The organism is Pseudomonas sp. HTZ2 (assembly GCF_033173945.1).
Lineage (GTDB): Bacteria > Pseudomonadota > Gammaproteobacteria > Pseudomonadales > Pseudomonadaceae > Aquipseudomonas > Aquipseudomonas guariconensis.
In genome coordinates this window covers 4,657,876-4,671,913 of the sequence record NZ_CP137332.1, presented here as the reverse complement: position 1 = coordinate 4,671,913, position 14,038 = coordinate 4,657,876, and the positions used below count along the sequence as shown (strand labels likewise).

Here is a 14,038-nt window from a genome sequence, read left to right as displayed (position 1 = left end):
CCGACGATTTATCTGGCATCCATGACGGACTTTTCATGTTTGCCAGGCGCCAATCGCGGGACACGTCGAAGCGCCTAACCTGCGCACCGGCTTGCCCCGCGATCGGACTGCAAAGCAGCCCTGCTGGTCTACGGCCTCACGCCGCCTGCTGCAGCGCCTCCTTCACCAACGGATCCACCCCCTCCCCGCCATCAGCCTGCAGTCGCTCCCCCAACTGCCGACGCATCGCCGGCGTCCAGAAGCTTTGCAAATGCTGCCTCACGCCCTGCACTGCCAGCGCCCGGTCAGGCTCGCTGGCAAAGTACTGGGCAATCTGGTTGGCCATCTTGACCAGGCTGTCATGACCGCTCATCGACGCACCTCGGCTTTCTCGGATTTCTCGGCCTGGCGACGCTCCTTGAGCAGGCGCTGTTGCTCGTCACTGAACGCCTGGTAACGCTTCTGCCATTCCGAGGGCTGGAACACCTTGACCACCTCTACCGCCGTCACTTTGTACTCAGGGCAATTGGTGGCCCAGTCGGAGTTGTCGGTGGTGATCACGTTGGCGCCGGATTCGGGGAAGTGGAAGGTGGTGTACACCACCCCCGGTGCTACGCGGGAACTGACCTTGGCGCGCAGTACGGTCTGCCCTGCCCGGCTGCCCACGCCCACCCAATCGCCATCGCTGATACCACGAGCCTCGGCGTCGTTGGGGTGGATCTCCAGGCGGTCTTCGGCGTGCCAGGCGACGTTGCCGGTACGTCGGGTCTGGGCGCCGACGTTGTACTGGCTGAGGATACGGCCAGTGGTCAGCAGCAGCGGGAAGCGGCTGTTGACCTTCTCGTCGGTAGGCACGTAGCCGGTGAGCATGAAGCGCCCCTTGCCACGCACGAACTGGTCGATGTGCATGGTCGGGGTGCCGTCGGGCGCTGCGTCGTTGCACGGCCATTGCAAGCTGCCATGGCGGTCGATCTCGGCATAGCTGACCCGGTGGAAAGTCGGCGTCAGGCGCGCGATTTCGTCCATGATCTCGGACGGATGACGGTAGTCCATCCGATAGCCCAGGGCGTTGGCCAGGGCGACGGTGGCTTCCCAGTCGGCCTTGCCGGCCAGCGGGTCCATGACCTTACGCACCCGCGAGATGCGGCGCTCGGCGTTGGTGAAGGTGCCGTCCTTCTCCAGGAAGGAGCTGCCCGGCAGGAATACGTGGGCGAACTTGGCCGTCTCGTTGAGGAAGATGTCCTGCACCACCACGCACTCCATGGCCATCAAGGCCGCGGTGACGTGCTGGGTGTTGGGGTCGCTCTGGGCGATGTCTTCGCCCTGGCAGTAGAGCGCCTTGAAGCTGCCATCGAGGGCCGCCTCGAACATGTTGGGGATGCGCAGGCCCGGATCAGGCTGCAGGGTCACGCCCCAGGCCTGTTCGAACTCGGCGCGCACGGTTTCGTTGGAGATGTGCCGGTAGCCCGGCAGCTCGTGAGGGAACGAGCCCATGTCGCAGGAGCCCTGCACGTTGTTCTGTCCCCGCAGCGGGTTCACGCCCACGCCTTCACGGCCGACGTTGCCGGTGGCCATGGCCAGGTTGGCGATGCCCATCACTGCGGTACTGCCCTGGCTGTGCTCGGTGACCCCCAGGCCGTAGTAGATCGCCGCGTTGCCGCCGGTGGCGTACAAGCGGGCGGCTTCACGGATCTGCTCGGCAGGCACGCCGCACACCGGGCCAAGCGTCTCCGGGGCGTTTTCCGGCAGGCTGACGAAATCACGCCAGCGGGCGAAGTCTTGCGCCTCGCAGCGAGCATCGACGAACGGCTGGTCCACCAAGCCTTCAGTGACGATCACATGGGCCAGGGCGTTGAGCATGGCCACGTTGGTACCCGGACGCAGTTGCAGGTGCAACTCGGCGCGGGCGTGGGGCGAATCCACCAGGTCGATGCGCCGTGGGTCGATGACGATCAGCCGCGCGCCCTGGCGCAGCCGGCGCTTGAGTTGAGAGCCGAACACCGGGTGGGCGTCGGTGGGGTTGGCGCCGATCACCAGGATCACATCGGCCTGCATCACCGAGTCGAAGCTCTGGGTACCGGCGGATTCGCCCAGGGTCTGCTTGAGGCCATAGCCGGTCGGCGAATGGCACACCCGCGCGCAGGTATCGACGTTGTTGTTGCCGAAGGCGGCGCGTACCAGCTTCTGCACCAGGTACGCTTCTTCGTTGGTGCAACGGCTGGAGGTGATGCCGCCGATGGAGTCACGTCCATGCTTGAGCTGGATACGCCGGAACTCGCTGGCGGCATAGTTGACCGCCTCGTCCCAGCTGACCTCTTGCCACGGGTCGTTGATGTGCTTGCGGATCATCGGTTTGGTGACGCGATCCGGGTGGGTCGCATAGCCCCAGGCGAAGCGGCCCTTGACGCAGGCGTGGCCGTGGTTGGCGCCGCCGTTCTTGTCCGGGACCATGCGCACCAGTTGGTCGCCCTTCATCTCGGCGCGGAACGAACAGCCCACGCCGCAGTAGGCGCAGGTGGTGATCACCGCGCGCTCGGGCTGGCCCAGCTGGATCAGGCTCTTCTCGCTCAGGGTCGCGGTCGGGCAGGCCTGCACGCAGGCGCCGCAGGATACACACTCGGAGCTCAGGAAGTCGTCACCACCGGCCGCCGCCACGCGGGACTCGAAACCACGACCGGTGATGGTCAGGGCGAAGGTGCCCTGGATATCTTCGCAGGCGCGCACGCAGCGGCTACAGACGATGCACTTGCTCGGCTCGTAGTCGAAGTACGGGTTGGAGACGTCCTTCTTCTCCTTCAGGTGGTTGGCACCGTCGTAGCCGTAGCGCACCTCGCGCAGGCCGACCTGGCCCGCGACCGTCTGCAATTCGCAGTTGCCGTTGGCCGAACAGGTCAGGCAGTCCAGCGGGTGGTCGGAGATGTACAGCTCCATGACATTGCGCCGCAGATCGGCCAGGCGCGAGGTCTGGGTCCGCACCACCATGCCTTCGCTCACCGGCGTCGTGCACGAAGCCGGGTAGCCGCGCATGCCCTCGATTTCGACCATGCACATGCGGCAGGAGCCGAAGGCTTCCAGGCTGTCGGTGGCGCACAGTTTGGGAATGGTGGTGCCAAGCAAGGCCGCGGCGCGCATCACCGAGGTGCCGGCAGGCACGCTGATCTCACGGCCATCGATGACCAGGCTGACCTGCACGTCGCTTTCGCGCGCGGGGGTTCCCAAGTCGAGGTCGTTGGTGGGGTCGAAGAAATTGATCACTGGGCGGCCTCCGTGGTGGTCAGACCGAAGTCAGCAGGGAAATACTTGAGGGCACTGGCCACCGGATACGAGGTCATCCCGCCCATGGCGCAGAGCGAGCCGTACTGCAGGGTGTCGCACAGGTCGCGCAGCAATAGCGCCTGGTCTTCACGCTCGGCCATGTCGGTGCTGGCGATCAGCCGATCCACCACTTCCATGCCGCGGGTCGAGCCGATCCGGCAAGGGGTGCATTTGCCGCAGGATTCCTCGGCGCAGAACTGCAAGGCAAAGCGGGCCATGCTGGCCATGTTCAGCGTGTCGTCAGCTACCACCACACCGCCATGACCCAGCATCGCGCCCATGGCAGAGAAGGCCTCGTAGTCCAGCGGCGTGTCGAAGCCACTGGGCGGCACCCAGGCGCCCAACGGCCCGCCCACCTGTGCGGCCTTGAGCGGCCGGCCACTGGCCGTGCCGCCACCGTAGCCTTCCACCAACTCACGCAGGGTAAGACCGAAGGCACGCTCCACCAGCCCACCGTGGCGAATGTTGCCAGCCAGTTGGAACGGCATGGTGCCCAGCGAGCGGCCCATGCCAAAGTCGCGATAGAACGCCGAACCCTTAGCCAGGATCACCGGCACCGAGGCCAGGGTGAGCACGTTGTGCACCAAGGTTGGCAGGCCGAACAGGCCTTCGAGGGCTGGCAACGGTGGCTTGGCCCGCACGATCCCCCGCTTGCCCTCGATGGACTCGAGCAGCGCGGTTTCCTCGCCGCAGATATAGGCGCCGGCGCCGACCCGCACTTCCAGGTCGAAGGCCAGGCCGCTGCCGGCGACGTCATCGCCCAGGTAGCCTGCCGCGCGGGCGATGTCGAAAGCGGCATTCAGTGCACGGATCGCATCCGGATACTCCGAACGCACATAGATGTAGCCCTTGGTGGCGCCGACGGCCAGGCCGGCGATGGCCATGCCCTCGATCAGCAGGAAGGGGTCGCCTTCCATCAGCATGCGGTCGGCGAACGTGCCGGAGTCACCTTCGTCGGCATTGCAGACTACGTATTTCTGCGCAGCCTGCGCGTCACGTACGGTGCGCCACTTGATACCTGCCGGGAATGCCGCACCACCCCGGCCACGCAGGCCAGAGTCGAGCACAGCCGCGACCACGTCCGCGCCATCGAGCGCCACGGCCCGGGTCAGGCCTTCGAAGCCCCCGTGGGCGCGGTAGTCCTCGAGCGACAAGGGCCGGGTGATACCGGCACGGGCGAACAGCAGGCGCTGCTGGGTTTTCAGATAAGGGATCTCGGCCACCGGCCCAAGGGCCAACGAATGGCCCGCCGGCTCGCTCACCAAGGCATCCAGCAGGCTCGGCACATCTTCGGCGGCAACCGGGCCAAAGCCCAGGCGCTCGCCGGCTTGTTCCACTTCGACCAGCGGCTCCAGCCAATAGAGGCCGCGAGAGCTGGTGCGTTGAATGTCCACCGGCAGCTGTCGGCGCTCGGCCTCGCGGGCCAGTGCGTCGGCGACCTGGTCGGCGCCTACCGCGCGGGCGACCGAATCGCACGGAACGAATAGCTTCAGCATGCTTCTTCCTCCCGGCAGCCGTTGACCAAGGCGCTCAGGCGCTCAGGGGTCAGGCGCGCGTGCAGTTGCCCGTCCAGTTCCAGGGCTGGCGAACAGGCGCACGCACCCAGGCAATACACCGGCCGCAGACTGATGGCGCCATCGGCGGTGGTGCCGTGATCGTCCAGCGCCAACTGCTCACGCAATTGCGCGGCCAGCGCCTCGGCGCCCCGGCTCTGGCAGGACTCGGCCCGGCACAGGCGCAAGGTATGGCGCGCCGGGGGCGAAGTACGGAAATCGTGATAGAAGCTAATCACCCCGCGCACCTCAGCCAGGCTGAGGTTCAGGGCATGGGCGATTTCAGGGACGGCGACGTCAGGCACGTAGCCTACGTCTTCCTGGATGGCATGGAGGACCGGCAGCAAGGCACCGGCGGTGTCCTTGTAGCGCTCCAGCACGCGCTGGATCAATGGCAGGTGAAGCGTCTCTTCAGGCATACAGCGGACCTCGGCATCACGGACCGCTGCAGGGCAAGCGTCCGGCGTCTTCTGCTGCGGCGCACCGTCCATGTCACGGTCACATGGTCACCGGGCGCCCTCCGTACCTAGGCCCTGCGTCTGCGCGCAGTGGGTCCGTAGGCATCCTGCAAGCATGGCACCCCTGGCGCTGGAAGGTTGCGCCCAAGCGACAGGGCTCATTCTGAAACCGACGCGGGGATGGTACCTCTGCGATCGAATCTGCCTGGCGTCTTGCGGCGCCTTGGTTTTCCAAAGCCAAAGCACAACGCCGCCAAGCAGAAGAACGATTGTCACGCCCAACGCTCTCTCAGCTGGCACTTTGCCGATATTGCATCGGCATGTGACCTGCACGATTCGAAGCCATGGGAGCGTCAGGCGCTTACATCTGTCACAACAGGTCGGGGAACGCAGCGCCAAGCAGGACCGGATCCTTCAGGATCGATGCACTGCTGGCGATATCCGGGGCCAGCCAACGGTCCTGGGCATAGGCCGGGACCCGTTCGCGCAACAACCGCCAGGCAATGTGGGTACCGGCGCCAAAGCGTTGCTGCTTGAGGAACTCGAACGCTTGGGCCGCCAACAGGTATTCGATGGCGAGGATCTGCGTACAGTTCTCCAGAGCCCGGTGCAGCTTCAACCCGGCATTGGTGCCCATGCTCAAGTGGTCCTCTTGCAGCCCGGAGGTGACGTAGTTGTCGATGACTGCCGGTTGTGCCAGCTGACGGTTTTCAGCACAGAGTGAAGCGGCCACGTACTGAACAATCATCATGCCCGAATTCACACCCGGTTGGCTGACCAGAAAAGCCGGCAAACCGCTTACCAACGGGTTGATCAGGCGATCGAGACGACGCTCGGCAATGGCCCCGATCTCGGCCACCGCGATGGCCAGCAAGTCGGCCGCCATGGCCACGGACTGGCCGTGCGGGTTGGCCTGGGAAACCACCCGGTACGACTCGGGTGTACCCAGCAACATCGGGTTGTCGGTAGAGGAGTTGAGTTCGGTCTCGATCTGCCGCGCCGCGTGTGCCAACTGATCGCGCGCGGCGCCATGCACCTGCGGAATCGAGCGAATGCTCAAGGCATCCTGGGTGCGAATGCCACGGCTGCTGGCAATGATCTCGCTGCCGTCCAGCAGGCGGCGCAAGTTGCTGCCCACACGCTGCATGCCCGGGTGCGGTTTCATCGCGATGATTTCAGGGTCGAAGGCATCGAACTGGCCACGCAGGGCCTCGAAGCTCATGGCGCCGATGACATCGGCCCATTGGCTCAAGCGCGTGGCGTCGTCCAGGGACAGGCAGGCCAGGCCGGTCATGCACGGGGTGCCGTTGACCAAGCACAGACCATCCTTGGCTCCCAGTTTCAGCGGTGACAGGCCGACCTCGGCCAAGGCTTGCTGCGCCGGCACGATCTGGCCACGGTAGCTGACCAGGCCGACGCCCAACAAGCTGATACTGATATGGGCCATGTGGGTCAGGTAGCCCACCGAACCCTGTTTCGGCACCTGCGGGGTGATGTGCTCGTTGAGCAGCGTCAGCAGCGCCTCGACCACCTTGCGCTGCAAGCCGGAACGGCCCTGGCAGAAATTGATGATCGCCGCGCACATGATCGCCCGGGTCTGTTCGTCCGACAGCGCCGTACCCACGCCGCAGGCATGGCTGAGCAAGGTGTTGCGCGACAGCTGGCTGAGTTGTTCGTCCTGCAACGACACATTGCACAGGGCGCCAAGCCCGGTATTGACGCCATAGGCGCGCTCACCGCTGGCAACGATGCGCTGGACGATCGCCTGGGCGTTCTCGATCCGCGCCCAGGCCGATGGGGCCAGCTCAAGCTTCGCCCCATGCCGCGCCACGGCTACCACATCCTGCCAGCGCATAGGCGCTTCGGCGATGATGATTCTTTCGGCAATCGACATACACGCGGTTCCTTAAAGCGAAGCTACGCGGCGTTGCACGAAACGATCGACGTATTCGTCCGCAGGCTGGTAGAGAATTTCCTTCGGTGTGCCGACCTGGATCAGGCGACCGTCCTTGAGAATGGCAATGCGGTTGCCGATACGCACCGCTTCATCCAGATCGTGCGTGATGAAGACGATGGTCTTGTGCAGGGTTTTCTGCAGCTCAAGCAACTGGTCCTGCATTTCGGCGCGAATCAGCGGATCGAGCGCACTGAAGGCTTCGTCCATGAGGATGATGCCGGTATCGGCGGCCAAGGCTCGGGCCAGGCCGACGCGTTGACGCATGCCACCTGACAACTGATGCGGGTACGATTTTTCGTAGCCCTTGAGGCCCACGGTGTTGATCCAGTGCAGCGCTCGCTCAGCGCACATTGCCTTGCTCTCACCACGGACTTTCAGGCCATACGCGACGTTGTCCAGCACGGTGCGGTGCGGCAACAGGCCGAAGCTCTGGAACACCATGCTGATCTTGTGCCGGCGGAATTCGCGCAGGGCTTGAATGTCGTATTGCAGGATGTTCTCGCCATCGACCAGGATCTCGCCGCTGGTCGGCTCGATCAGGCGGTTGAAATGACGCACCAGGGTCGACTTGCCCGAACCCGACAGCCCCATGATCACGAAGATCTCGCCGCTGCCGATGGACAGCGAGAGATCGTTGACCCCGACCACGCAGCCGGTTTGAGCCAGCACCTGATCCTTGGCTTTTTTCTGGCGGATCATTTGCAGGGCATCTTCGGCGCGAGCACCGAAAACCTTGAAGACATGCTTGACTTCGATCTTGTTCATCATCGGCTTGTCGCTCATTTGCCCACCCCATGCCGTGGCCGGCCATAGGCCTGGGTAATACGGTCGATCACGACCGCCAGAATCACGATGGCCAGGCCCGCTTCGAGGCCGCGGCCCACGTTCAGGGTCTGGATGCCGACCAGCACATCTTCACCCAAGCCACGAGCACCGATCATCGAGGCGATGACCACCATCGACAGGGCCATCATGGTGGTCTGGTTGATCCCGGCCATGATGCTCGGCAATGCCAGTGGCAACTGCACGCCGAACAGTTGCTGCAGGCGATTGGCACCAAAGGCATTGATCGCCTCCATGACCTCGCCGTCCACCTGGCGAATGCCTAGATCGGTCAGGCGAATGAGCGGCGGAGCGGCATAGATGACGGTGGCAAAGATCGCCGGCACCTTGCCCAGGCCGAACAGCATCAGGACCGGAATCAGGTACACGAAGCTGGGCATGGTCTGCATGATGTCGAGCAATGGCATCAGCACCGCCCGCAGCCGATCGTTACGCGCCGAAAGGACACCCAGCGGAATACCGACCAGGACCGAGATCAGCGTGGCCACCAGCATCAGCGCCAAGGTCTGCATCAGCTTGTCCCACAGGCCTACCGCACCGACCAGGAACAGCAAGCCGACGATCACCACCGTGGTCACGACTTTACGGGTGGAGTGCCAGGCGATGCCCGCGACGATGGCCAGGACCAGCCACCAAGGAGTTGCGCGTAGCAGGCCTTCGAGGTTGACGATGGCCCACAACAGAGTGTCGGAAATGTGCCGGAACACATCACCGTAGTTGCTTACCAGCGCATCGACCCAGCCATTGACCCAGTCGGCAATGGAAAACGTGAAGTTTTTCGGAAACATGGAATTGTCTCGAGCAAGTGCATGGAGCGGACCGTCGCGTGGCCTGTCCGGCAGGAGCCGGACGACCCCACAGGCTCAGAGTGCTGCGCCTACCTTTTTGGCAGCGTCTTCGCTGACCCAGCTGTGCCAGATTTCGGGGTGTTCCTTGAGGAACAACCTGGCCAGCTCGGGCGACTCGATACGGTCCTTGCTCATGCGCGCCAGGTTCTGGTTCAGCAGGTCGATCGGCAGATTGATCTTTTCGAGCACCGCCACCAGTTCCGGCGCCTGCTCGTGGAAGGCCTTCGACACCCCAACCTTGATGGTCACGGATTTATCCACACCGGGTTGCTCGTCCAGCTTGACCAGGTCGGCCTGGCCCATCAGCGGGGTCGGCGACCAGTAATAGAACAGGATCGGCTCGCCGCGCTTGTAGCTCGACAGAACGGCGGCATCCAGTGCCGGGCCGGTGCCCGGGCGGAAGTTGGTATAGGCGTTTTCCAGACCATAGCGCTTGAGCATTTCGCTGTTGTCCAGCTCACAGGTCCAACCAGCCGGGCAATTGTAGAAGCGCCCTTTGTCCGGCTCCTCCGGGTCCTTGAAGACTTGGGCGTATTGCTTGAGATCGGCGATGCTCTTGAGGTTTGGCGCCTTGGCTTCGAGATTGCGCCCGGCATCGCCTTCGATCACATAACGCGGCACATACCAGCCTTCGACCGCACCAACCACCGGCGAGCCGATGCCGACGACCTTGCCGGCCGCCGCAGCCTTGTTCCAGACCTCGCTGCGCCCTACCCACTCTTCAGCAAACACCTGGATATCGTTGCTGCTCAAGGCGTTTTCCATGGAAATGGAATTACCCGGCAGGCTGTCGGTATCACAGCCATAACCATTTTTCAGCACGAACTGCATCACGTCGGTGAGCAGCATCCCGCTTTCCCAGTTCAAGCCGGCGAATTTCACCGGTTTGCCAGACTCGCACCAGCCGGCCGCCTGGCTGACGCCAGCGGACGCCAGCAGCCCGAAAGAAAGTGTCGTAGTCAGCAGAGCAGACCAAAGACATACTTACTGGCAGGAAAAACTGAAAGCGCGCAGCCTAAGATCAATGTACATGGCAAATATATTAGACTTTACACAGTGGGACCTACGCGCTTAGCTCCAAATAATTTTTTACATCTTCAGCACTGCACCAGTTTGTTCCAGAGCGAAAAGCGCAAAAACCCACCCCAACGCGTGCGGGCTATTACGGGCTTTGGCGTGAGACTCAAAGGGCATAGAGGGGATAGGCTGGTGCTCGACCTGCCTAACGATGGACAATGTAATCCTTCAAAATCAACTGTTGCAACGCCAGTTAGCCTAGAAGACCTACCTCATCTCAAGTTAATCTGAACACATCATCAAGCGGCATAGAAAGGGATACCCAATGGGTGAATATAATTCCGAGCAAACTAACAATGGCCGTATTGCCATGCTATTGGAGCAGATTCGCTCCCCATTCGGTTCGGGGGTGGCCAGGATCCTTGAACAGGTAGGGTCTCCCTTCACCCCTCAGATGGCCAAAATCCTTGAGCAGGCACGTTCCCCCCTCACCCCTCAGATGACCAAGGTCCTAGAGCAGGCACGCTATCCCCTCCCCCCTCATATAGCCGAGATTCTGGAGCAGGTAGGAACCCCGTTCACACCGCATATGGCCAAGATTCTGGAGCAGGCACGATCCCCCCTTACCCCTCAGATGGCCAAGGTCCTGGAGCAGACACCTCTCACCCCTCAGATAGCCAAAATTCTGGAGCAGGCGGGGACTCCCTTCACCTCCCAAATGGCCAAGATTTTGGAACAGTTCCGCTCTCCAATAATGGATGTCCAGTTTGCAAAAGTTATAGAACAGTACCGCACTCCTCTAGAACATAGTCATTTTGGCAAGTTATTTCAGAATTCATTTTCAAAGACCGGATCACCATTTTCAAACTTAAGCATCGATGCCCTACTAAATGAGCTCGAAAGGCGACGCACGGTAGCAGAAGAGGAACCTGACTCAGACCAAAAGCGACCGCTTAAACACGTTAAAGCGGAAGGCCATGCGACCATTTCAGTCATCTCGACAGGAGAGGCTCGGGTTGTACAATCCGACGCGGTTGCAACCGACGATGTTTCGCGCCTCCCGACCTGGCTAATAAATCTTTTAGTTATTATATTCTTTAGCTCTATACAGGCGACAGCACAATGGGAAAGCATTCGAGCTTCAGTTGTTGACCTTAATGCTCGCCTACCCCAAACAGAGTCTCTCGCCAAGATTCGAAATTTCATCCGGAAAGAACTTGCAGGAAAACCAGGAGATATACGCTTGGTGACCGGCTCAGATGTAAATTTTCGTTCCAAACCGAGCACGAAGTCGGAGATAATTTTAAAGTTACCGAAGAATGCCATTGTAGTCGTACTAGGTAAAGAGGATCGCACCTGGCTATTTGTGACATATGAAATTGATGGATACTGGATAGACGGATACATCTCGACAAAGTACCTAAGGAAAGTTAGAGAAGATTAATTGGAAATGAGTGAAGCCACCACACGCCAATTGTGCTTGGGTATTAACCAGAAAAAGCGCCCAAGCCCCGTACAGAAAGGCTTGGGCGCTTTTTTGTATGTGCTCGCTAGACACTCAAAGGGCATAGAGGGGCATAGAATGGCGCTCGGTTTGCCCCATTTTTGCCCCATGAGTATTCGCTGTTCAGGCCCTTTTTGTGCACACATCGAAATCCGGATTGCTTTCCACTGCGACCTTACGAGCACGTCCGACACCCCATGCAAGGGCTCGGGTCATAGATTCACCTGGGCGTGTATCAAACGACTCTTCGTAAAGCGCCATGCCTGACGGGGCATAAACACCTATGAACATTTGGGTAGCCCCCGTTCGGGAAAGCCGCACCTGTACATCAATGAGTGTTCCATCACTCAGCGTCTCTTCATGGGTTCTACAGTGAAGTGTCGGGTCCGCCCATGACCAGAACACCTGTCCGCGTATTCTCATGTCGCCCTCCTACGACGTTTTTAGCCCTCCTTCACCCTAGTGGAAGGAGTCAAACGAGACGAGTTCTCCTTAACCATTCCTGACGGTTGGCAGCCGCTCGGCTTGTGACCAAACGTCAACCACCCCTTTCAGCCGGCCGAACCATGCTTCCTTTGCCCCAGTCCCACCTATAAGCCGTGAGCAAATCCCTTTCGGATGCGAGGAACACATGCATTTACCGATCAGTCATGAGGTCTATCGATATAGCTTCCGGGGTTACCAGGCTGCGATTTATCTCGTTTGGCCGACCGGCCATCAAGAACCACCGCAACGAATGATTCTGGAAATTACCCACCCGTCCCGTGCCGCGCATACAGTTCATGTTGAGAGCCGCTATCGCTCCGTAGAACTGGCGTTACTGACCGGACGGTGTCTCTTCAAGCACTATGTACGGGTAGAGGAATTGGCCCTGGCCAACAACAACACCGACCCCAAGTGCGCCAAGTCATTGCCCGCCGTCTGCGGCTTAGCCCCTCCCCTTCCGGGATCTTGCGCCACATAGTCAACCAGCGCTTGCTGGGTGTTTGCCGAGTCGACCGTCTCACTGAGGTAGCTGTTCTTGATGGCAGTCAGGGTGCGCCGCTTGCTCTCGGCCTCGACCAAGTAGCGGTTTATCATTTCCTTGATAGCGTGGCCCTCCCGGCTGGCCCGCACGATCGCTCTAGGGACAGCCAACCCGGTCTTCCGTCGCTTCACCCAAGCCTGCGCTGCCTGCTTGCGGGCGAACGCCTGGGCTTCTTGGTAGACTAGGGCACCGTTTTTCTCGAGGCGGATCTGGACGGTATCGCTCACCGTACCATCGGCCTTTTTCCTTGCTCTGATCGTTGCCCTATTTTCGGTGGTACGAACGTAATTGGCGGTGGTACATCCCACCACTGTCACACCCAAAACGCCCTCAAAACCCCGGAAGATGGTACAAAAATGCGTAGTCCAGAATGCCCTTAGAAACAGCCTTAACACCACAAACCACACGCCCCGAGCCCTCTCGGCGATTTAGCGTTGCACCGATGATGGATCGGGTCGATTATTCGGGAAGACCCAGTGTTTACAGGGCCCAAAGGACGCTTGAAGATTTGCTAAAGCAAAAATTCAGCAATGAAGGCGGGATGACCACAGAGCTGGTCATTTTTTAGGCAGGAAAAAGGCAGCACTCCGGTATGGCACTGCCGGTGTTTCTCTTGGCTAGAAGATGGGAGAAACCTGTTCGGCTCCTTCTTCTATATAGCTACTTACAGAACAGGCCGATCGCCCAGGCCTCTTCATGTTCGGCCAGCGCCCACAGCCTGGCCGACTCGACGATCTCCAGCATGTCGACCAGGTCATCGTCATCGACCTCCCGCCGCCGGCGCGCGGCATAGGCCATCTCGCTGAGGACGGCTGCGCGCCCATCAGGATCTGCCACCAGGGCAACCTGGTCGTTCAGCTCGGCCAACCAGGCATGCGGAAGCTCAGTTGCCATAATCGCCAACCGCCCGGCACCACCACGACTGGGCATACAACACCCCGTCAATCTCTTCCAGGCCGGTGATGTTCATGCCGAGCTGGGCCATGCCGTTCACGCATGCATCGTGCAGTCGCGGGATGATGTCGCCGCTTGGTGCGGAATTGAAGACCCAGGCTTGTATTGATGGTCGCCCTAGCACAGCACTGTGGCTGTACTCGATATGAACGTCTGCGCGCATAGCCTGGATCTTGCCGAGCTTTTCGTTTGGAATTGCTACGCCGAGCTCTCGGCGCCGAACGAGGAGGAAGTACATGCTGCACCAGATACTGTATATGGATACAGTATCTCAGCATCAGGAAACGCAAGCGCGCCAGTACCGCTCGGCGGACTATGCGTGGTTGCTCAGGAAGGAGTTCGACACATGCGGCCCGATCAGTGAATCGGGCCCGCAGGGCCGCCTAACGCTTTGAGCTGGTAGTCGGTGACCACCTGGAATTGCGATTCGGCAATCAGCCGCAGACGCTCCACCTCTTCCGCCGGCTCACCCGAAGCCTGGGCTTCGTGATAACGCTTCATAGCGTCCACGGCGTCGGTGTACATGGGATGGTCAGGGTAAAGCATCGGCGGCTTACACTTCATCGGGCTCCATCCTGAGAAG

13 protein-coding genes and 1 pseudogene are annotated in these 14,038 nt (G+C 60.9%); 1 reads left to right on the top strand and 13 read right to left on the bottom strand.

What is annotated here, in order from left to right; genetic code table 11:
• Window positions 1–136: 136 nt before the first annotated feature.
• From R6G97_RS21675 to R6G97_RS21640, 8 genes are all read right to left on the bottom strand, one after another.
• Window positions 137–352: a formate dehydrogenase subunit delta gene (locus tag R6G97_RS21675; protein WP_070571044.1), complete on the bottom strand. Its 216-nt coding sequence runs from the start codon at window positions 350–352 to the stop codon at window positions 137–139.
• Window positions 349–3,234 (bottom strand): formate dehydrogenase subunit alpha, encoded by a 2,886-nt coding sequence (fdhF, locus tag R6G97_RS21670; RefSeq protein WP_090343996.1) that lies wholly within the window; start codon window positions 3,232–3,234, stop codon window positions 349–351. Before fdhF ends, R6G97_RS21675 begins: the two co-directional genes overlap by 4 nt.
• Window positions 3,231–4,790 (bottom strand): formate dehydrogenase beta subunit, encoded by a 1,560-nt coding sequence (locus tag R6G97_RS21665; RefSeq protein WP_102082759.1) that lies wholly within the window; start codon window positions 4,788–4,790, stop codon window positions 3,231–3,233. The genes fdhF and R6G97_RS21665 overlap by 4 nt, the downstream gene beginning before the upstream one ends.
• The gene (locus R6G97_RS21660; protein ID WP_102082767.1) at window positions 4,784–5,266 is read right to left on the bottom strand and encodes a formate dehydrogenase subunit gamma; all 483 of its coding nucleotides are present in this window, start codon (window positions 5,264–5,266) and stop codon (window positions 4,784–4,786) included. Before R6G97_RS21660 ends, R6G97_RS21665 begins: the two co-directional genes overlap by 7 nt.
• Window positions 5,267–5,675: 409 nt before the next feature.
• The gene (hutH, locus tag R6G97_RS21655; RefSeq protein ID WP_090343994.1) at window positions 5,676–7,199 is read right to left on the bottom strand and encodes a histidine ammonia-lyase; all 1,524 of its coding nucleotides are present in this window, start codon (window positions 7,197–7,199) and stop codon (window positions 5,676–5,678) included.
• Window positions 7,200–7,211: 12 nt separating this feature from the next.
• On the bottom strand, window positions 7,212–8,030 hold the full coding sequence (locus tag R6G97_RS21650; protein ID WP_442800219.1) for a quaternary amine ABC transporter ATP-binding protein: 819 nt from the start codon (window positions 8,028–8,030) through the stop codon (window positions 7,212–7,214).
• Between the two features lie 11 nt (window positions 8,031–8,041).
• The gene (locus R6G97_RS21645) at window positions 8,042–8,893 is read right to left on the bottom strand and encodes an ABC transporter permease (protein ID WP_070571041.1); all 852 of its coding nucleotides are present in this window, start codon (window positions 8,891–8,893) and stop codon (window positions 8,042–8,044) included.
• A gap of 75 nt (window positions 8,894–8,968) precedes the next feature.
• A complete protein-coding gene (locus tag R6G97_RS21640; RefSeq protein ID WP_317848173.1) occupies window positions 8,969–9,919 on the bottom strand; it encodes an ABC transporter substrate-binding protein in 951 nt (316 codons plus the stop codon).
• A gap of 376 nt (window positions 9,920–10,295) precedes the next feature.
• On the opposite strand from R6G97_RS21640, the gene R6G97_RS21635 reads away from it, so the two are divergent.
• Window positions 10,296–11,414: an SH3 domain-containing protein gene (locus R6G97_RS21635; RefSeq protein WP_317847512.1), complete on the top strand. Its 1,119-nt coding sequence runs from the start codon at window positions 10,296–10,298 to the stop codon at window positions 11,412–11,414.
• A 183-nt stretch (window positions 11,415–11,597) separates the two neighbouring features.
• Here R6G97_RS21635 and R6G97_RS21630 read toward each other — a convergent pair whose 3' ends face one another.
• From R6G97_RS21630 to R6G97_RS21610, 5 genes and pseudogenes are all read right to left on the bottom strand, one after another.
• Entirely contained in the window at window positions 11,598–11,897 is a 300-nt protein-coding gene (locus R6G97_RS21630; protein ID WP_317847511.1) for a hypothetical protein, read from the bottom strand.
• A gap of 423 nt (window positions 11,898–12,320) precedes the next feature.
• Window positions 12,321–12,728, bottom strand: a complete 408-nt coding sequence (locus R6G97_RS21625; protein WP_317847510.1) for a hypothetical protein — start codon at window positions 12,726–12,728, stop codon at window positions 12,321–12,323.
• Window positions 12,729–13,170: 442 nt separating this feature from the next.
• A pseudogene (locus tag R6G97_RS21620) lies at window positions 13,171–13,395 on the bottom strand (hypothetical protein); the annotation flags it as partial.
• Window positions 13,385–13,693 carry a hypothetical protein gene (locus R6G97_RS21615; RefSeq protein WP_317847509.1) on the bottom strand — a complete coding sequence of 103 codons (309 nt, stop codon included), beginning with the start codon at window positions 13,691–13,693 and terminating at the stop codon, window positions 13,385–13,387. The gene R6G97_RS21615 and the pseudogene R6G97_RS21620, both read right to left, overlap by 11 nt.
• 119 nt (window positions 13,694–13,812) lie before the next feature.
• On the bottom strand, window positions 13,813–14,019 hold the full coding sequence (locus R6G97_RS21610) for a hypothetical protein (RefSeq protein ID WP_317847508.1): 207 nt from the start codon (window positions 14,017–14,019) through the stop codon (window positions 13,813–13,815).
• Window positions 14,020–14,038: the final 19 nt, after the last annotated feature.